The organism is Rhodococcus sp. 05-2255-3B1, assembly GCF_002258545.1.
Lineage (GTDB): Bacteria > Actinomycetota > Actinomycetes > Mycobacteriales > Mycobacteriaceae > Rhodococcoides.
Genome location: NZ_NOZC01000027.1, coordinates 131,662 through 150,118 on the forward strand (window position 1 = coordinate 131,662; position 18,457 = coordinate 150,118).

Below are 18,457 nucleotides of genomic sequence, written 5' to 3' on the forward strand. Positions count from 1 at the left end.
CTCAGCTCCACAGGACACTGATCGCGATGGCTGTGGCGCACGCGAGAGTCACCACGGTCAGCGTCACCGCGTCGGAGGCCTTGAACCGTGCCTCGGTGGCGGTGATCATTCCGGTGCCTCCGCGGGCGGTGATGGCCCCACCCATTTCGTCGGCCCGTCTGATGGCAACCGACATCACCGTCGTGACGATGTCGACCAGGGAATTGTCCGAGGCGCTGTTGACGACCGGCTTGGGGCGCAGGCGTCGAGCCGCGTTCAGGGTGCGCATCTCTTCGATCAGCAGCGGAAGCGACCGCAGGCTCAGAGCCACGGCGACGGCCCACTCGTCGACCGGCAACTTCAGCTTCTTCAGCGGCGTGCCCAGTTTGGAGACCGCAGGTGCGATGTCGCTCATCGAGGTAGTCCAGCCGATCATCATCGACGCGCCGAGCAGGACGAAGATGAAGAGCGTCGCGCGCAGATACACCAGTACTGCTGCGCCTCCGATCGGCAGGTTGATCAGTGCGCCCACTCCGAACAGTGCCCAGATCCACCATGGTGGACGCGGCACTGCGGTGATCGGGACGTGCGCGACGATCGCGGCGACGACCAACAGTGCGAACACGATTCCGAGGGCGGGCCACGTCGGTGCCACGACGAGAGTGATGCTCAGCAGCAGTACCGCGACGAGTTTGGTGCCGGCCCACAGGCGGTGGATCGGTGAGAATCGTGGGACCTGACGCAGTACGACGGTGGTCACGAGTGCACGCTCCCCAGGATCGAATCGGAGACGATGTGGCCGTCGGCCATCGTGATGGTGCGGCTGCAGACGGTGTCCATTCCGTCCACGTCGTGCGAGATCACGACGATGGCGACTCCGCGATCGCGTAGTCCGGCGAGAACACCGATGATGTCGTCGCGTCCGGGAGGGTCGAGCCCGGCCAGTGGCTCGTCGAGAACCAGCATTCGAGGTCGACGCGCAATGAGCCCCGCCAACACGACGCGTCGCATCTGACCACCACTGAGTGAATCGATGTCGCGAGCGGCCAAAGATCTGTCCAGGCCGACGGCGTCCATCGCGGCCGACACTGTGGCAGAGCCTGTTTCGGGGCCGGCGGCGGCCGCGATGTCCTCGGAGACGGTGCGCCGCTGCAACTGCAGGCGGGAGTGCTGAAACGCAAGCCCGACATCGCCGACGCGTGAGGTCATCGCCTTTCCGCCGAGCTGGGCGGTGCCGCCGGTCGGGCCGGTGAGGCCGGCCATGATCCAGGCGAGTGTGGATTTGCCCGAACCGTTGCCACCGAGAACCAGCACACCCTCACCACGTTTGACGGTGATGTCGACGCCGTTCAGTGCTACCTGCGCCCAGGGGGTGCGGCGGTTGTACGTGTGCTCGACCCCGCTCAGTTCGAGGAGTCGTTCACTCGAATTATCGTGCAGCGCAGTCGGATTGTCCGTTCGAGCGTGCATCCAGGCGGTGTCGTACTGCACCTGGTAGCCCTCGTGCAGATGTACGACTCGGTCCGCAGCGACGGTCTCCGAGACGTGATGGGTGACGAGCACGACGGACATCTCGTGCCTGCGTGGTAGTTCGGCGAGGAGCGAGACCAGATGTTCGCGCCCGGAGGCGTCGATCATCGCGGTTGCCTCGTCCGCGATGAGAAGTGCCGGACGGCGAGCGAGTGCGGCGGCGACGGCCAGTCGCTGCATTTCGCCGCCGGACAGGGAGGCAGTGTCGCGCGCCCCCATGCCGCCGAGGCCGACCTCGTCGAGCAGGGCCTCCACGTCGGGGCGTGAGTCGCCGGGAGGCAGTCCCCACACCACGTCGTCGGCGACGCGGGTGCCGAGGATCTGGCTTTCGGGGCGTTGCAGCACCACCGCGGTGCCGCCGTACCGTCCGAGACCGGTCGAGCCGGGCCTGTCCACGGTTCCCTCCGACGGTTCGAGGCCGGCGAGGATCCGAGTCAGCGTCGATTTGCCGGAACCGTTGTGGCCGACGATCGTCACGAATTCGCCGGTCTCGATGCGGAGGTCGACGCCGGTCAGCGCGGACGTCGTGCTTCCCGGGTAGCGGAATCCCACCGCGTTGAGCGTGACCGGCAGCGGCCCGATCTCGTCGTCGGTGCTGGGGGCCAGCGGCTCGGGGGTGGGAATGGTGGAGAGCCGGTCGAGGATCGCGGTGAGAATGAGCCATGCGAACAGCGTTCCGGTGACGATGCCGAAGGCGATCGATCCGCCTGCCCACCACCACCAGTTGTCGAGCACGGTCGTGGAGCCGGTGCGGATCACGTCGGCAACGCCTTGCAGTGCCGATGTGCGCTCGAGCAGTCGTGAAATGCCCTCGAACGTGTTGCGGAGAGTCTCGAGGAACAGCTCTCGCAGCGGAACGAGGATGAGGAGCATCAGCACGGTCAACGCTCCGAGTGCCGGCCCGACGACCATCGAGGTGACGAGAACGCCGAACAGTCCTTGCTTCTTGCGCTTGGCCCGCCCGACCAGGCCGCCCAGTAGAGCGGCGCTGGCGACGGTGATGGCCGTCTGGGTGCCGGCCGCGACGAAGCCGACGAGGGTGCCGGCGACCGCGGAGGTGACCAGTGCGCGAGTTCGATACCGGAGCGCGACCACCGACATGGGAATCGCCGCGACGACCTGAAGGATCGCCGCCATCGGCACCAACACACCGATCACCGTCAGGGCGACGGTGAAGCTGCTCATGACGGCAGCGGTCGCCATCTCCTGCGGACCGAGGGGCCCTGACTTGGTCGTGTGGGAAGAGCTGACGGTCACCGCTCCAGTGTGCCAGCCGACAAGGCGCACAATGTCACCGTGACTTCCGAGATCAGGACGCGCAGGCGGATTCACCCGGCCTGGATCGTTGCCGCCGTGGCATTCCTCGCTCTCGTCGGCGCCGCGGGCTTCCGGGCGGCACCGAGCGTGCTGATGGTGCCGCTGCAGGACGAGTTCGGCTGGCCGCGGTCGATGTTGTCGCTGGCGGTGGGCGTCAACCTCGTGCTGTTCGGATTGACTGCGCCGTTCGCTGCGGCCCTGATGGAACGCTTCGGAATCCGGGCGGTGACATCGACGGCGTTGATCGTCGTGGCGGCAGGCAGCGCTCTGAGTGTGTTCGTGACCCAGGCATGGCAGTTGGTACTGACCTGGGGCGTCATGATCGGCCTGGGTACCGGATCGATGGCCCTCGTCTTCGCGGCGGTGGTGACCAATCGGTGGTTCGTGCAGCGGCGTGGGCTCGTGTCGGGAATCCTGACGGCAGGCAGTGCGACGGGGCAGCTGATCTTTCTGCCCCTGATCGCTCAGCTCGTCGACAGGTCCGGCTGGCGCGCCGCCTCGTTCCTCATCGCAGGCGGGTCGCTGATCGTCGTGCCCTTCGTCCTGCGGTGGCTGCGCAACATGCCGGCGGACATCGGCGTGACCCCCTACGGAGCGCCGGAGGATTACACAGCGGTCGTCGTGGAGTCGACGGTGAACCCCGCCAGGGCCGCGATACAGGCGTTGCGCGACGCGAGCCGGGTCCGAACCTTCTGGGCTCTGGTGGTGGGCTTCGCGATCTGTGGCGCAACGACCAACGGCCTCATCGGAACTCACTTCATCCCGTCGGCGCACGACCACGGAATGCACGAGACCACCGCTGCAGGTCTGCTGGCGGTGGTCGGAATCTTCGACATCGTCGGAACGATCGCATCGGGGTGGTTGACCGATCGCGTCGACCCGCGCTACCTGTTGGCGGCGTACTACGGATTTCGCGGCGTGTCGTTGCTGTTCCTGCCGTGGTTGCTGTCCGCGACCATCCAGCCGTCGATCGTCATCTTCGTGGTGATCTACGGATTGGATTGGGTGGCAACGGTTCCGCCCACTATTGCGCTGTGTCGCGAGGTGTTCGGCGACCGAGGCTCGCTGGTGTTCGGCTGGGTGTTCGCCTCACATCAGATCGGTGCCGGCATCGCGTCGGTCGTCGCAGGCGTCGTGCGGGACGCGACCGGTGAGTACACGATGGCGTGGTTCGGCGCAGCTGGTCTCTGCGCGGTTGCGGCGGTGGTGAGTGTGAGAACAGCAAAGCGCGGAAAGCCCTCGTAGGGAGGGCTTTCCGCGCTCAGGCCGAGATCAGCGGCTGCGCTGGCTCGTGGCCGGTCCTGCTGCGCGACGGCTGTGGCCGCCACCACCGCTGCGCGGCTGACCACCACTGCGGGGCTGGCCACCACTGCGGGGCTGACCACCACTGCGGGCCGGGCCGCCGCGTCGCGCGTTGTTGCTGTTGCGAGGATTCGCGGTGCGAGCCGGTGCCTGCTCGGCCTTCGGCGCGGGCTGGACGTAACGAGCCTGCTCGCCGACGAGGTTCGCCACGGCGGGCGAGTCGGCGGTGACGCGAATGGGCGTGACCTTGATGTCGGCCTTGCGCAGCAGTACTGCGGTGTCCTTGCGCTGCTCGGGCAGAACGACGGTCACGACGTCTCCGGCGCTTCCCGCGCGTGCGGTGCGGCCGGAACGGTGCAGGTACGCCTTGTGCTCGGCCGGGGGATCGACGTGGACGACGAGCTGGACGTCGTCGACGTGAACGCCACGAGCTGCGACGTCGGTGGCAACGAGGACGCGAGCCTGGCCGGAGGAGAACGCGGCGAGGTTGCGGTCGCGTGCGGCCTGCGAGAGGTTGCCGTGCAGGTCGACGGACGGGATTCCGGCGTCGGTGAGCTGCTTGGCGAGCTTGCGGGCCTGGTGCTTGGTGCGCATGAACAGGATGCGGCGTCCGGTGCCGGAGGCGAGCTGGTGGACCAGCTTCTTCTTGGCTTCGACGCCGTCGACCTCGAACACGCTGTGCGTCATGGCCTCGACGTGCGAGGTGGCCTCGTCGACGGAGTGCGTGATCTGGTTGTGCAGGAAGCGCTTGACCAGCTTGTCGACGCCGTTGTCCAGGGTCGCGGAGAACAGCATGCGCTGGCCCTTGTCCGGGGTGGCAGCGAGGATGCGGGTGACGACCGGCAGGAACCCGAGGTCGGCCATGTGGTCGGCCTCGTCGAGGACGGTGATCTGAACGCCGTCGAGGGTGAGGTGACGCTGCTTCATCAAATCTTCGAGCCGGCCGGGGCAGGCGACGACGATGTCGACTCCACCCTTGAGCGCGGAGACCTGACGGACCTGCGAGACACCACCGAAGATCGTGGTGACCTTCAGCGAGTACGCGGAGGCGAGGGGTTCGATCGCGACGGCGATCTGGGTGGCGAGCTCACGCGTCGGCGCGAGGATCAGGCCACGGGGGCGGCCGGGCTTCCGGTTACCGGGGAGCTGGCCGGCGAGTCGAGCGACCATCGGGATGGAGAACGCGAGTGTCTTGCCGCTGCCGGTCTTTCCGCGTCCGAGCACGTCGCGTCCCTGCAGTGTGTCGGGAAGGGTGTCGGCCTGGATGGGGAATGCCTCGGTCTTGCCCTGGCTCGCGAGTACATCCGCGATGGCCTGGGGTACGCCGAGTGCAGCGAAAGTCTGTGGGGTCGTCATAGTGATGAAAAGTGCCTTTCGGGCAGGGTGTTGCACCTGCGGGCCTTCGGGCCGAGATGCAAGGTGGCGAGACTGCCGGTGGGCAGTTTCGATCGCCGTAAGAGAAGCCTGTGCTGGGTGCACATGGAGGTTCGGGAGCATTCCACGACGTCTGGCGTGCAGCTGGGCGCGCCGTTGACGAGTGTAACCGAGTCGGTGCTCGGTATCTTCCCGCCGCGACCTGTCATGCGGCGTCGTCGTCGAACAGACCGGTGATGATCACGTTCTCGATTCTCGAGTTGTAGACCTCGACCACCGGCATCGGCGGCGCGCTCGAGTCATAGGTGTGCCCGGTGGGTGAGATGAGCCGGTAGCGATGTCGAGCGCCCCGTTTGTCTCGTAGGGCCTCGGCCGTCCAGCCCACGCCCTCTTTCGCGTAATTGCATGCGGCACAAAGGCCTGCACCGTTCTCGGCGCTCGTTCTGCCGCCTGTGGAGTGCGGTCTGATGTGGTCGTGGTGACGGATCGGCGCGTCGCACCACGGAGTGCGGCAGGTGCGATCTCGCAGATCGATGAGGCGTCCAAGCGCGGTTGGAAATGCGCGTGATGTGGACTCCACCGCCGTCAATGCGCCGGATGTCGGATGCGCGTATAGGCGACGCAATGCGACGTGCGTCTCACTGTCGAGTGTGTGTCGGATGAGTTGCCGGGCGACGTCGGACGGAATGTCGCCATAGCCGTGCACGTACGCGGACGTGGAGCCGCCGGCCAGGAGGGCGGCGTCGGCGATGACGATGTCGACGGTCACCGGCGGGCTCTGTGCGGCGGCTGCGCCGGTGACACGCTCGAACACGAGGTCGGCCATGATCTGGTCGCGGGTCCGTGTCTCACCGCCGGAGTTGACGATGGTGTCGGCGTCTCGTCGCAAGGTCGCCCACATGCAGACCATCTTCTCCATCGAGGTGAGGACCGTGAAGAAGCCCATCGATTCGGGGGCTGGCCGGGTGCTCGTGCGTCGGGCGGCGTAGGCCTTGGCGCGGCGCTTCACCTGGGAGGCGGCGTCGAGTTCGTTGGCCAGGGCGCGGGCGCGGCCCTCGATGGTGCGGTCGCCCGCGCCGGCCAGTGTGGCGGGGTCCGCGCACAGTCGTTCGTCGATGGTGCGGCGGTCGTCGACGGTGAGGCATGCGGTTTCGCGGGCGAGGATCATGGCGCGCCACTCGTTGAGTTCTCCGGCTTTCAGGCGAGCCAGGGTATGCGGCATTTCGTGCACCAGGGCGCGAGCGAGGCCCAGATGAGTGCCGCCGCGGTTCGGTGATTCGCGTCGAGCCAGGCCGATCTGTGACGCAATACCTATGCGCCACTGAGCTTTCGGCTTGCCGCGCTCGCGGCGTACATTACTGATGTTCGTCGCCACGGCGTCGGTCACGATGGCTTGAACGGCCACGCTGGCGCACTTGATCGTCTCGAGGGCGGAGATCAGATCGATGCCTGCTGCTGCGTCGACATCGAACTCCGATGACTGAAGACGCGCGACGAAGCTCAGCACTTCATCGGACGTCAACGGCAAATCTTGTACAGCTGTGATCACGAGTTCCCCCCAGTACTCGAATGTATGTTCGATAGTAACGGGGATTTTCAGGCAGCGCAACAGCGGCACGCAACTGATGGAGGGCATAGATCGGACTCGTCTGGTGGTGCCCTCGGCAGGATTTGAATAAGCCGTGACCTGATTCTGTCACCGCTGGTCAGGTGGTCGATTGTGCCGCTGACCTGCAGTCGGTATCGTCGACACCGGCAGAACAGATCGGATCGAGTACGAACGAACCGGCTCTGTTATTCAACGCAGATGCAACGGAGCGTCCGAAATGTCGGCAGGATCACCGAGATCTGAGAAGCCCGCTAAGCCACGATCACGCCGAGGGTGGGGCAGAGTGGCCAAGCTCCCGAGCGGGCGCTACCGAGCGAGCTACTGGCACCAGATGACGGTATTCACCCCGACTCCTTCCGGTACGACGTTCGCGTCGAAGATCGACGCCGAGGGCTGGCTGGCCGACGAGCGCCGCAAGATCGACCGAGGGACGTGGACCCCGCCCGGCACCGAGGACAAGCGCGGCCAGACGTTGCGCGAGTATGCCGAGCTGACCATCTCGCAGCGCACACTCACTCCGAGGACGCGCAAGGGATACCAGGAGACTCTGGCCAACCACATCGTCCCAGTGCTCGGTAACGTGCCCTTGTCGAACCTGACCGTGACGATCGTTCGCGCCTGGTACTCGAATCTGTTGCTGAACAAGCCGACTGCCAGAGCGCACGCCTACGGGTTGCTGCACTCGATATGCCGAGATGCATTGCGCGAGAACCTGATCACCTCGAACCCGTGTGTCGAGCAGCGCGCCATGGTGGCCAAGCGGACCCGGAAGATTCGAGCCCTGACCGTCGCGCAACTGACCGCCGTCGCCGAGAACACCCCTATCGAGCTACGCGCTGCAGTGCTGATCGGCGGTTGGTGCGGACTGCGCCCCGGTGAACTCAAAGGCTTGCGCCGCCGAGATATCGCCGAGGACGCCTCTGTCGTGTCGATCAAGCGCGCCGTGACCTACCGGTCCGGTGTCTACTATCTCGGACCACCGAAGACCGAGGCCGGTATCCGTGATGTGCAGGTGCCCAAACGGATTAGGCCCGTGATCGTCGCGCACCTGCAGCAGCACACCGCGCCGGGGCCTGATTCGCTCGTGTTCCCTGGCGCTGGTGGCCCCGAGGGGTACCTGACCGATTGGACCTTACGTCGCGCGGTAGGGGCAGCAGGGGACGCCGCCGGTATCGAGGATCTGCGCCCGCACGAGCTACGGCACACAGCAGCAACGCTGGCCGCTCAGACCGGCGCGACGACCAAACAGCTGATGTCTCGGATCGGGCACGCCACGGTGGACGCTGCGCTGATCTACCAACACGCCGCCGCCGAACTCGACGCCGAGATCGCCCGCAAGCTCGACGAGATGTGAGTGAGTAAAAAGACTCAGCCTGAAACATTTGTTACGCCACCTGAAATTGGGTCCGGTAACACCGACCACCTCGACAGCCGAATCGCTCGGCTCCGTGGATCTCAGGGCTCGGAATGCGCGCTCTGACCAGCGTCGGCACGGACTCAAGGCAGAAGGGGTGCGGTAGTCGGATCGAGTCGGTAGAGTCGACTTTGACACCGAACGAACCCGAGCCAACCGGGTATTCGGTGAGCACCACGACCGGCGTAGTCGAGAGCCGGAACCCAGGACTGCCGAGGCACTCACTGGCGCATCGCGAGTATGGACGGGTTGGCGTCCACTTCACTCGGAGCCGCGCCGACACTCCACTCAGTGAGGCCTACCCATGTCTGAATTCCTTTCTCTCGCACAAGTTGCCGAGCTTGTCGACGTGCACCCCGATACCGTCCGTAAGGCGATAGCCGAGCGCAAGCTCAAGGCCGTTCGCGCCGGTCGCCAGATCCGCATTCGCAGAGCAGCCGTCGACTCGTGGTTAGAGCCGGTGAACTGATGACCGCCGCCTATCTCACGCCCGACGAAGTGGCACAGGAGCTTTCGGTGACATCGGCTACCGTTCTCAACTGGGTAAAGATCGGCACGTTGCGCGGGTTCAAACTCGGCAGCGGTCGCAATTCGCCGGTTCGCATCCTAAGGGGCGATGTCGACGCCCTGATCGCGGCCAGCGAGGTTCGGCCCGATGCGTAGCGCTGGTGTGGTCGCTGGCGCTCGGTATTCCAACGAGCTGACTTACAGCTCCGAACCTGCCGAGCTTGCTGCAGTCGAGCAGTATTCCGAGAACGGTAAACCGTTGTGTATCGAGCGATTGTGCGACCGAGAAGCGCGCTCACGTAACCGGTGCCAGAACCACTACATGCAACTACGCCGCAGGGAAGGGAAGTCGAAGTGATAAAGCGTGGACACCAGTCGGATATACCAGAATCACTACATCGCAATCCGGTATTGAATTCCATACTGAGAACCAGTCGCCTACTCGAAAGCCTCTCGGAATTCTGGGTCACAACGGCTGAGATCACCACCACGCTCGACGCCAGGAATAGAACGTCGATTCGAGCATCGCTGCAACTGTTGGCCGCACTCGGATACATCTCGGAAACTCGCCACCCCGAGACCGGCGGCATTTTGTATTCGCATCGAAAGACTTTCCGAATCGACGAGTCCGGCGGTGAGTGAGTACTGGTGGAAAGCGACTGATATGCGCGCAGTACGCGAAGAATTCGGGCTCACTTTCGCCGATGTCGGACTGTGGCACGAGCTGATGTCACGAGCCATGGACGACTTCCGAACCGACCTCAAGGCCGACCGCCGAGCACAGTTGTCCCTAGGGGACACGAACGCGAAATACGCCCCTTCCGAGAAGTTACGCGCGAGGTTCGACGATCTTAATCGTCTGTTGTTGCCGATGGCAGTGGCGAGAAGTGTCGCGAATTCGGGCGGTATTCGCCGGGTACCACCTGCCCTCGATCGGTTGAAAGCGGCCGGTTTGCTCGACTACGACACCGATTACGTGTACCTGAATTTCGAGGGACAGACCACTCTCGACCAGGCCGTTCAAGCGCTCGAACAAGATCGGAACAAGCCCAGCAAACGCCGCCGAGCCGTCCGATCCACCAAGGAGCAGAGCGAGTCTCGTCCCCAGGGGACACGGGTAGGGACAGAAAGCGCTTGTCCCCCCGGGGACCTATCGCGCGACAGAAGTAAGACTTCCCCTACAGGGGAAGGGAGTACTTCGTACTCCAGCGGCGCTGCCGCAGCGCTTACCGGTGAACCGGACGCTCGCTCTGCGCCGGAAAGCTCCAACACCGACCGAGGCGCACACCCAGAAAGCGCACACCCAAGAAAGCGCAAACGCGCGCTGATCGACCTCGGGAACGGAACAGTGATCTAGCATGAGCGAACCGATTTCGTTAAGTATTGATCCCACAACACCGGGCACGATTTCGCTCGGTTGGGCGGATTGCGATTGCGATTCACCGGAATGGACCGAGGAAGAATGGACCTACAATTTCGCAATCATCGCAATGGCTCAATTCAAACTGTTGAAAGCGCTTCAGGAAAATTCGATCCGTGTGGCCGATTTCGATTTGATATGGGACGACGGGACAGCGCTGGCATTCGTGGACCTCGCCAACGCCGAAGATGCCGAGAGAGCGCTGGATCTGGCTCGACAGGCGCTCGGACAGACTGCCGACGACTACGACAGGATCACCGGGCCGTGATTCCAACCGCCCAGGATCGCCACTGAGCGACTGGACCAGCTGGCCCTACACCCGAGGTACCCCAGGCACGAAAAAGCCCGCAGCGTTCGATTCAGGCGTAAGAACCGAAAGCTGCGGGCTGGGGGTATTTCGACTTACCGATTTCGCCAGACTCGGGCATAAACGCGATTGCCACGAATGTCGAATTCCGGAGTATCGACGATCTCGAATCGAATTCGGTCGTCGGTGGAGATTGAAGTGGGGTGCATGTAATTCCTCCAGTGTCTGCGCGGGACAAAGGCCATTCTACACCAGAAGCGTTATCAACGACCGAACAGAAGGACTCAAAAGCTATGAACAACAACAGGATTCAGCAGGCGCAACCATGACCCGCACCGAAGGGCTACTCATGCGCGTACGAACTCACGTCGCCGGGGAAACCCGAGAATCGTTGCACCGGGCCGGATATCACGACTGGGAGATCGACAGACAGATCGCCTACGGGCACCTACGGGAGGCACCGGATGGTCGAGTCAGGTACGTCCACGCTGATCCGTCTACCGAACTCGAAACCCGATAGTGGCGTTCAACGCGAAGTACAACGGGCATCTGGACTGCTCGAAGTGTGGAAACCCGATCGTGGCCGGACAACGGGTCGAGTTCGTGTGGATCGAGGGCAAACGCCGTACCGATCACGTCCACGAGGTCGGCGCATCCAAGCAAGCGCGCAAGTGGAACTCGGGCCACTGGGAGCACCAGACGGTGCAGGCCCGTATCGACCGCCACAAGCGGCAACAACCTTCGACCGAGAGTGAGAGACCATGACCGCCAACCGCAAGCTCTACGACGAACTGAGGGCCGGTCTCGACACACTCAGCGCCGACGACCGAGAGCGGATCAGGCTCGAACCCGGCACGACCGCGCATCACGTCGACGACTGGATCGAGTTCCGCGCCGCGGGGATCACGTACGCGAGCGTGGACCGCTCGTTCTTCGACTCCGAGGTGGAGTGGAACGAGTTCGTCGCCGCGCACACCGAGTAGGCCCGAGGGGGTATCGACCAATCCAAGGCGCGACGCTGGACAAGTCGATACCCCCCGTGGGTACCCTGGTGAGTAGCAGGTCGCCCCGACTTCAGCTCTCACGAGCCACGGGAATACGCCAGCGCCGCAGCAACGCTCACCAGCGAAGAAGCACCAGCCGGGGAAGGAAACCCACTGGTCGCAGCGCACCTAGGGCCGTTCTCGAAGGATACGTGTGTCCACGCCGCGCAGAACCTCGAACGGAAATCCCATGTCCCAGAACATCATTCGCCGCACTACCCCTCTACAGCTCGAACTCAGGTCCGACGCTGCAGACGAACGGATCATCGCCGGTATCGCCGCGCCCTTCGACTCGCCTGCCGAGATCAACAGCTGGGAAGGCACGTTCACCGAAGTGATCCGCAAGGGCGCTTTCGCGAAGACGATCAGGGAACGTGGTGATCGGGTCAAGTTGCTCGGACTCCACAACCGCTCGCAGATGCCCCTGGGCCGCGCCGTACTGCTCGAAGAGCGCACCGAGGGTCTCTATGCCGAGTTCCGAGTTTCACGCACTCAGGCAGGCGACGAGGCGCTCGAATTGGTACGGGACGGCTCGCTCGATCATCTCTCGATCGGGTTCCGCGCCATCACCGAGATCTGGGACCGGAAGTCGACACAGCGCACGCTCACAGAGGTAGCACTCTCCGAGGTCTCACTGGTCCTCGAAGGCGCATACGGAGACGCTGCAGCCGTTACGGGATCTCGCCACGCGGACACACAATCACTCAGTTCTGAAGCAGCGCAGCGACGTTTGCGTTTGCTCGACCTAGACAACTAGAGAAGGAATAATCATGGATATCTCGAAGATGAACAAGGAAGCTGTAATCAAGTTCCTGGCAGATTCCCGAGCCGAACTCACCGAGCTGGCGACCCGCGGAACCGATCTCGTAGGCGAGGACGCCGAGCGTTTCGACACGTTGGAGGCCCAGCACAAGGAAGCTCGCGAGCACCTGGCGAAGATCGAAGCTCGGATGGACGCGCTCAAGCAGTTCGGGGCCAACTCCGACTACACCGACGATCCGAAGCCCCAGAACCGGGACGACAAGTCGACCAACACACTTCGCGGAAAGCTGACCCTCTCGAAGGGTGAGAGCTTGCGCCAGTGGGAAGCTCAGAACGGCCACATCGAAGGCCGCGGAACGGGTCTCAGTCTCGACAAGCTCCTGCGGGGCATGGCTTCTGGCCGCTGGGAAGGCTCAGAGGCAGAGCGCGCTCTCGTGACGACCAACTCGACGGCGATCGTGCCGACACCACTCGGGTCCGAGGTGATCGACCTGGCGCGCGCGAAAGCCGTTGTGCTCAAGGCCGGTGCGACCGTTGTCCCGATGACCTCGAAGACTCTGCGGGTGCCGCGACTGACCGGCGAAGGCTCGCCAGCTTTCTACGCCGAGGGTGCCCAGCGTGTCGCTCAGGACCTCACGTTCGACAGCGTGACCCTCGACGCGAAGACGTTCGACCGGCTGATCCTGATCTCCAAGGAACTGCTCGAAGACTCGAACCCCGATATCGGCGACGTGATCTCGAATGCCTTTGCGGCACAGTATGCGCTGGGGATCGACAAGTTCGCGTTGTTCGGCGACGGGGTAGCTCCCAATCCGCTCGGTATCGTGAACGTGCCTGCAGTGCCCAAGGTCTCGCACGGGGCCAACGGTACCGCGGTCACGAACTACGACTGGCTGATCCAGGCCTACGGTAACGTGCTCTCCGAAAACTTCCTGCCTACCGCACAGATCGGATCGCCCCGTACGGCAACGTCGCTGGCGCTCCTGAAGAACTCGCAGGGTGACTACCTCACGCCTCCCGCCAATCTGCCTTCGGGACTGGTCAGTTCGGTCGTCCCGAACAACGTGCTGCAGGGCACCAGCACCGACACGAGCTACCTGATCACCGGTGACTTCACTCAGCTGTACATCGGTCTCCGGTCCGAGTTCACGATCAAGGTGCTCGAAGAGCGTTACGCCGATACCGGACAGGTCGCATTCCTGGCGTCCTCGCGTTGGGATGTCGCAGTTGCTCAGCCGAAGGCGTTCCAGGTCGATCTCGGACTCCGTGCGTAATGCCGAGCATCGTTGGCGGTAGTGCCGGGGGAGTCGACTGGCTCGCGTCCGAGTGGTCACAGGCTCAGCGTCTCCTGGCAGGCGCGGACGATCTGATCGGTGAACCACTGCGGGAGGGCATTCCGGTCTCTCAGTGGCGCTCACTGCCCGATTCACCCACCGCCGAGCCCGACAAGCTCAGGCAGTAGAACCACCTGCAGTGCGGTATTCGTCGGACGCGGCTACCGCACTGCAGGTCCCCAATCTTCCCCGAGTTCAATTGCAGGACTTGGGGGTCGAGTGTCCGCGTGGCGCTCGATAGCTCAGTAGTCCGATGTACGCCGAGGGGCTTGTGACTTCTTTCACCCCGGCGTAAGCGACTGGACGTGTTGGTCCGAGTTCGCCTACAGAGCAACACTTCCCGTTCGGTACTTTTAGCGGAGCCCACCGAGCGGGATCGACACCCTCGACCGATCTTTCGTCGAGCGCTCGGCTACCCCACCAAGCCGCAGACGCTCCGATGATCGGCCGGGGGTGTTCCAGTATCACCAGCGCCGCGAAACGCCGCCACAGATCGACTGAGAGCCGAGAATCATGATCCACGTCGTCACAGGACCACCAGCGTCGGGTAAGTCGACGTTCGTCGCCGATCATGCGCGGGCCGGTGTGGATCTCGTGATCGACTTCGACGTGATGGCCGACGCGTTCGGCGCGGGTGGATCTCGAATGTACGACCAGGCGTTCGCTCGGATGGTGCAGGCTTCACGACGCGCCGCGGTGGACTACGTTCTCAAGTCCGATCACTGGCGCGGGCTCGCTCTCGATGCCTACATCGTCCACACGAGTCCAAATGCCCACCAGCGCAAGCGATACACCGAAGTCGACGCACAGATCCACGTGCTCGATCCTGGCGAGGAAACTGTCATGGCTCGTATCGCTGCCGAGCGCCCGCCGCATCTGAAAGACGTTGCCCTCGATTACTACTACCCCGAGCGTCGAGAGATCCGCAGGGCGCAGAAGAAAGCCGCCGAGGCTCAGCAGTTCGTGTACACCTCCGAAGGCCGCAGAGTGCCGTTCAAGCCCCGTACCTCTCGCCAGTGGGGTTAGACCATCCACGCCGTGCGGGTCCACAACGTCTGCAGGTTGGTGGTGTTGAACCATGGTGTGGTCGGGTGGACCTGCAGCAGACGTGGTCGACGTGAGCACCGTGCTCCCTGTCCCGTTGCTGCACACCCAACGAACATGACCAACTGTGTTGTCCACCAACTGAATGACACTGTGTTGACCATCAGCTGCACAGTCCTTGGCAACACATGCACCAGCAGTGCAGCAGCGCACGCCATGCCGACGACGACGTAGACCACCAGCAGTCGCAGTGCCCAACGTGTGATCGTCTGTATCGTTCCTGTCTTCCACACTCTGACAACAGCATTCGTAATCGTTGTTGTGATTGTTGTTGTCTCAGTTGAACTGTCATCGTTCGTGTCGTCCTCGACGATGGTGTCCGTGGTCGGTGGTGCTGGCAGTAGTGGACTGCCTAGTCCGATGTCTGCGTACATGGAATGGCCTCTGTCTCAGTAGGTCTCGTGGGTTCGCTCCCACGTCCAGAGTGACAGGCTTGTAAGTCGTTGTCCACCAACGGTTGTCGAGAGAGCAGATTGCACAGTGCCCTCCGAGTGAGTGAGCCCTAAGAAGCGCTGGTCAGAGGCCTGCCGACAGGGTAGGGGGGGCTTACTTCCGCAGGTCAGGGACCTAGGCTGACCCCGCGACCAGTCAGCCGCGTCTCTCTCTGTCGATTTTTACCCCCTCTGACCAGGCGTTTTGTGCCTCTGAGCAGGTACGATATGAGTTTTTCGGAAAAAGCTGTATTTGACCCCCTGAATCGAGGGCAAAACTGCCTCGAAGTCTACCCCGATTCGACCTAAACCGTACAGCCGTACGGCTTGATTTCACGCGAGCACGCGCCGACGAACGCGGGTACCCTGGCGTACGGGAGAACGGAAGCCTCCCGATTCTGTTGATGAGTACCGTGCTGATTCGCTCCCAGCGCGACGAAAGCCCCGAACAGCCGGTTGCCGAATCCGGTTGGTCGGGGCTTTCGTATGTTTGTTGGTCAGGCGGGCGTGAAGCCGCCCAGGATGTTGCAGCGATTCTCGCGAAGTGCCTTGATTAGGTCTTGGTCGATCTGGATCTCTCCGGGCAGCATAGAGCGCGTGATTCCCTTGGCGAGCGCTACTTGAATCGTTGCGAGCCGCCACCGATCGACCCGCGCTAGTACCTCGTCGTCGCCGGGCTCGGGTCTGTGCCTCAGCGCCGCGGGGACCTCGGTCCAGATCGCAACAAGGTCCTGTAATTGTTCCTTGCTGGCGCTCTCCAAGAGCTGTTGGTCATCCATGCGCAAACCTCCGGTAGTCGGCCCGACCGTCACCCGATCATGCGCCTGCGGAGCGCTCAGCGTGCCGGAATTGTCGGGGCCGGGTGGTTGGATACGTGGCATGGATACCGTCGTAATTCTCGGAACCGTCGGCGCTGTTGCTGCTGCGATCTTTGGTGCTCCGGCTTTTATCCGGGAAGTAGCGGCTTGGCTACGCCGTCCAGAACCGTTCTCGCTGTCTGAACGTAAGCCGTCGGGTGTGGCGGTGCTGACGCGAACAGGCGGGAAGCCGGTTCAGCTACAAGCTGCGTGGGTGTTCAACCACGGCCAAATTCCATGCACTGACGCCCGTGTAGACGCCGATTGGCGCGTGATGCACAGGGGTGACTTCCTTGTGCTCGATGTCAACGACGTGGTGCCGGGAGACCACCTGCTGGTCGACTTCCGCGAGATATCGGGCGACGAAGTGAAGGAGATCGAGCAGTCGACTCAAAGTCGGCGACTCCGGCAGCGGCTTGAGATCGAACGCGAGGAGCGGACGTACGAGCGATGGAGTCATGCTGTGCTCTAGCGGCTCCGAGTGTGATCTATTCGATGTGTGTTCAACGACAACCCAATATCCCAGCGTATCCGCTGGTCAGAGAGTGCCCCCGGCAGGATTCGAACCTGCGACCTACCCTTTAGGAGAGGGTTGCTCTGGCGTTTTCCGAGAGGCGTTGGCCAGGGTGCTATCTCCCGCTCAAGCTCCAATCGCATTCCTGCGCAACGGATGCCGCTAGTTGGCGCTTGATCGGCGCTACTTTGCATCTACCTCAGATGCACCCCCGGCCACCGGGGTGGTGCCGGGGTGGCTGGGCACCTACAGTTGAGGTCAACCCGCTGGGTGCCGGTGCAGAGCGCCAGGCAAGTGGGCAACAGGTTCGTAGGCCAGGTGCCGCTCGGTTTGTCCGCAGTGCGCGGAAACGATCGCCCACTATTTCGCCTTGACCTGAAACGAGACCCAAATGAATTCCAGCACCCTGACCGACGCAGCACCGTTCGGCCCGCTCAATTTCGATCCACTGCTCCGGCCAATCTTTGGTGGTGATTCTGGAGGGCATCGCGGCATCGGCACCGAAGCGGATGCACTGGTAACCCGGACCGCTGACGGCACCGACATCAACGCCGTCTGGGACGAATTCCGCAGCGCTCTCGCGGCGTACAACTCGGAACGTTCCGCCCTCGTGAGCCTGCTGACGTTCTCCACAACGCTCTCCAACGACGTCGTCCCGCAGACCCTGCAAACTACTTCCGAGTTCGAAGTCGCTTCGGAATTCGGGGAGCCAGTGTCGGCGCGTGTACCGAGCGGCGTTCTCCGCCTCGGCTACACTCTCAACGACTACGACCTCGCTAGCCGTCTCACGTGGAAGTTTCTGCGCGACAGCGATATTCGTCAGGTCGAGGCTCAGTTCGCGGACATGCTCGCCGCTGACAACCGCCTGGTGAATCGAACCGTTCTCAAGCGCCTTTTCGACCCCACGCCGGGCGAGAACGAATGGGGCCACACCGTCTACGGCCTGTACACCGGCAACGACGGCTTCACGCCGCCCCCGTACGCCGGGCAGACGTTCCCGTCGACGACAAAGCACTTCATCGCTTCGCAAAGTGCGTTGATCGATTCGGCGGACATTGAGGATCTTTTAAATCTTTTAGGCCGCAAGGGATTTGGAAGCTCGGAAGGTCAGCAGTTGCTGATCCTCGCGCACCCGAACGAATCGGAGGTCATCCAGACCTGGCGTCGGGGCGTAGGCAACGGCACCGGTGGTGCAATCATCTCAAGGTTCGACTTTATCCCGAGCCAGTCGGCCCCGGCCTACATCGAGCCAGACGGCCAGATTATCGGCCAGGCTGCGCCCGGTGAATACAACGGCTTGAAAGTTGTTGGCTCGCTTGGCCCTTCGTGGCTCGTGGAGTCTAGTCACCTCCCAGCGGGCTACGTCGCCGTTGTCGCTACCGGTGGTCCGAATGCTCAGTCCAACGCGATTGGAGTGCGAGAGCACACAAACCCGCAATACCGCGGACTCAGATTGATTCCCGGTGCAGTGCCTGACTACCCGCTTCGAGAATCCTTTCTCGCCCGAACGTTCGGTGTGGGCGTCCGTCGCCGCGGAGCCGCAGCGGTAGCCCAAATCACAACCAACGCAACGTATTCGGCTCCGACGTGGGCGTGGTGACGTGACGAGTTACCGGAAAGTTCCGGGCATCTACACACGCGGGGTCACGCCCG

Annotated in this window: 19 protein-coding genes and 1 tRNA gene; 14 read left to right on the forward strand and 6 right to left on the reverse strand. The window is 63.1% G+C overall.

All coding sequences use genetic code 11. The annotated features are described in order from the left end of the window. Nucleotide 1: 1 nt before the first annotated feature. The gene (locus CH249_RS15300; RefSeq protein ID WP_094631188.1) at nucleotides 2–739 is read right to left on the reverse strand and encodes an energy-coupling factor transporter transmembrane protein EcfT; all 738 of its coding nucleotides are present in this window, start codon (nucleotides 737–739) and stop codon (nucleotides 2–4) included. Then, on the reverse strand, nucleotides 736–2,766 hold the full coding sequence (locus tag CH249_RS15305) for an ATP-binding cassette domain-containing protein (protein WP_256988340.1): 2,031 nt from the start codon (nucleotides 2,764–2,766) through the stop codon (nucleotides 736–738). The genes CH249_RS15300 and CH249_RS15305 overlap by 4 nt, the downstream gene beginning before the upstream one ends. A 39-nt stretch (nucleotides 2,767–2,805) precedes the next feature. On the opposite strand from CH249_RS15305, the gene CH249_RS15310 reads away from it, so the two are divergent. Next, nucleotides 2,806–4,071 (forward strand): MFS transporter, encoded by a 1,266-nt coding sequence (locus CH249_RS15310; protein ID WP_032396257.1) that lies wholly within the window; start codon nucleotides 2,806–2,808, stop codon nucleotides 4,069–4,071. A gap of 27 nt (nucleotides 4,072–4,098) precedes the next feature. Here the strand turns inward: CH249_RS15310 and CH249_RS15315 are convergent, their stop codons facing one another. Together CH249_RS15315 and CH249_RS15320 are read right to left on the reverse strand one after the other, a co-directional pair. Continuing rightward, nucleotides 4,099–5,484 carry a DEAD/DEAH box helicase gene (locus CH249_RS15315; protein WP_094613778.1) on the reverse strand — a complete coding sequence of 462 codons (1,386 nt, stop codon included), beginning with the start codon at nucleotides 5,482–5,484 and terminating at the stop codon, nucleotides 4,099–4,101. 223 nt (nucleotides 5,485–5,707) lie between these two features. Further along, nucleotides 5,708–7,024, reverse strand: a complete 1,317-nt coding sequence (locus tag CH249_RS15320) for an HNH endonuclease (protein ID WP_094645823.1) — start codon at nucleotides 7,022–7,024, stop codon at nucleotides 5,708–5,710. Nucleotides 7,025–7,394: 370 nt separating this feature from the next. Between CH249_RS15320 and CH249_RS15325 the strand changes: the two genes are divergently transcribed. The 11 genes from CH249_RS15325 (at nucleotide 7,395) to CH249_RS15380 (ending at nucleotide 14,924) form a co-directional block, all read left to right on the forward strand. Further along, complete coding sequence (locus CH249_RS15325) at nucleotides 7,395–8,465, forward strand: site-specific integrase (protein WP_179273265.1); 1,071 nt, start codon at nucleotides 7,395–7,397, stop codon at nucleotides 8,463–8,465. A 364-nt stretch (nucleotides 8,466–8,829) separates the two neighbouring features. Further along, nucleotides 8,830–8,994, forward strand: a complete 165-nt coding sequence (locus tag CH249_RS15330) for an excisionase family DNA-binding protein (protein WP_094683195.1) — start codon at nucleotides 8,830–8,832, stop codon at nucleotides 8,992–8,994. After that, entirely contained in the window at nucleotides 8,994–9,188 is a 195-nt protein-coding gene (locus tag CH249_RS15335; RefSeq protein WP_094683196.1) for a helix-turn-helix domain-containing protein, read from the forward strand. Before CH249_RS15330 ends, CH249_RS15335 begins: the two co-directional genes overlap by 1 nt. 478 nt (nucleotides 9,189–9,666) lie before the next feature. Beyond that, on the forward strand, nucleotides 9,667–10,389 hold the full coding sequence (locus CH249_RS15345; protein WP_094683198.1) for a hypothetical protein: 723 nt from the start codon (nucleotides 9,667–9,669) through the stop codon (nucleotides 10,387–10,389). Between the two features lies 1 nt (nucleotide 10,390). Beyond that, nucleotides 10,391–10,720, forward strand: coding sequence for a hypothetical protein (locus CH249_RS15350; RefSeq protein ID WP_094683199.1), 330 nt, complete (start codon nucleotides 10,391–10,393; stop codon nucleotides 10,718–10,720). 558 nt (nucleotides 10,721–11,278) lie between these two features. Then, complete coding sequence (locus CH249_RS15355) at nucleotides 11,279–11,524, forward strand: hypothetical protein (RefSeq protein WP_094683200.1); 246 nt, start codon at nucleotides 11,279–11,281, stop codon at nucleotides 11,522–11,524. After that, nucleotides 11,521–11,742, forward strand: coding sequence for a hypothetical protein (locus CH249_RS15360; RefSeq protein WP_094683201.1), 222 nt, complete (start codon nucleotides 11,521–11,523; stop codon nucleotides 11,740–11,742). The genes CH249_RS15355 and CH249_RS15360 overlap by 4 nt, the downstream gene beginning before the upstream one ends. A gap of 250 nt (nucleotides 11,743–11,992) precedes the next feature. After that, nucleotides 11,993–12,559, forward strand: coding sequence for an HK97 family phage prohead protease (locus tag CH249_RS15365; protein WP_094683202.1), 567 nt, complete (start codon nucleotides 11,993–11,995; stop codon nucleotides 12,557–12,559). 13 nt (nucleotides 12,560–12,572) lie between these two features. Next, the gene (locus tag CH249_RS15370) at nucleotides 12,573–13,838 is read left to right on the forward strand and encodes a phage major capsid protein (RefSeq protein WP_094683203.1); all 1,266 of its coding nucleotides are present in this window, start codon (nucleotides 12,573–12,575) and stop codon (nucleotides 13,836–13,838) included. Then, a complete protein-coding gene (locus tag CH249_RS15375; RefSeq protein ID WP_094683204.1) occupies nucleotides 13,838–14,026 on the forward strand; it encodes a hypothetical protein in 189 nt (62 codons plus the stop codon). The genes CH249_RS15370 and CH249_RS15375 overlap by 1 nt, the downstream gene beginning before the upstream one ends. A 385-nt stretch (nucleotides 14,027–14,411) precedes the next feature. Continuing rightward, a complete protein-coding gene (locus CH249_RS15380; RefSeq protein ID WP_094683205.1) occupies nucleotides 14,412–14,924 on the forward strand; it encodes an AAA family ATPase in 513 nt (170 codons plus the stop codon). A gap of 1,006 nt (nucleotides 14,925–15,930) precedes the next feature. On the opposite strand, the gene CH249_RS15390 is transcribed toward CH249_RS15380, so the two are convergent. Beyond that, the gene (locus CH249_RS15390) at nucleotides 15,931–16,212 is read right to left on the reverse strand and encodes a hypothetical protein (RefSeq protein WP_094683207.1); all 282 of its coding nucleotides are present in this window, start codon (nucleotides 16,210–16,212) and stop codon (nucleotides 15,931–15,933) included. A gap of 100 nt (nucleotides 16,213–16,312) precedes the next feature. Here CH249_RS15390 and CH249_RS27635 point away from each other — a divergent pair, with 100 nt between their 5' ends. Continuing rightward, the gene (locus tag CH249_RS27635; protein WP_143544491.1) at nucleotides 16,313–16,762 is read left to right on the forward strand and encodes a hypothetical protein; all 450 of its coding nucleotides are present in this window, start codon (nucleotides 16,313–16,315) and stop codon (nucleotides 16,760–16,762) included. Between the two features lie 74 nt (nucleotides 16,763–16,836). Here the strand turns inward: CH249_RS27635 and CH249_RS27980 are convergent. Then, nucleotides 16,837–16,964: transfer RNA gene (locus CH249_RS27980), tRNA-Arg, on the reverse strand. Nucleotides 16,965–17,195: 231 nt separating this feature from the next. Here CH249_RS27980 and CH249_RS15405 point away from each other — a divergent pair. Beyond that, nucleotides 17,196–18,404 (forward strand): hypothetical protein, encoded by a 1,209-nt coding sequence (locus CH249_RS15405; RefSeq protein WP_094683209.1) that lies wholly within the window; start codon nucleotides 17,196–17,198, stop codon nucleotides 18,402–18,404. The last annotated feature ends 53 nt before the right edge of the window (nucleotides 18,405–18,457 follow it).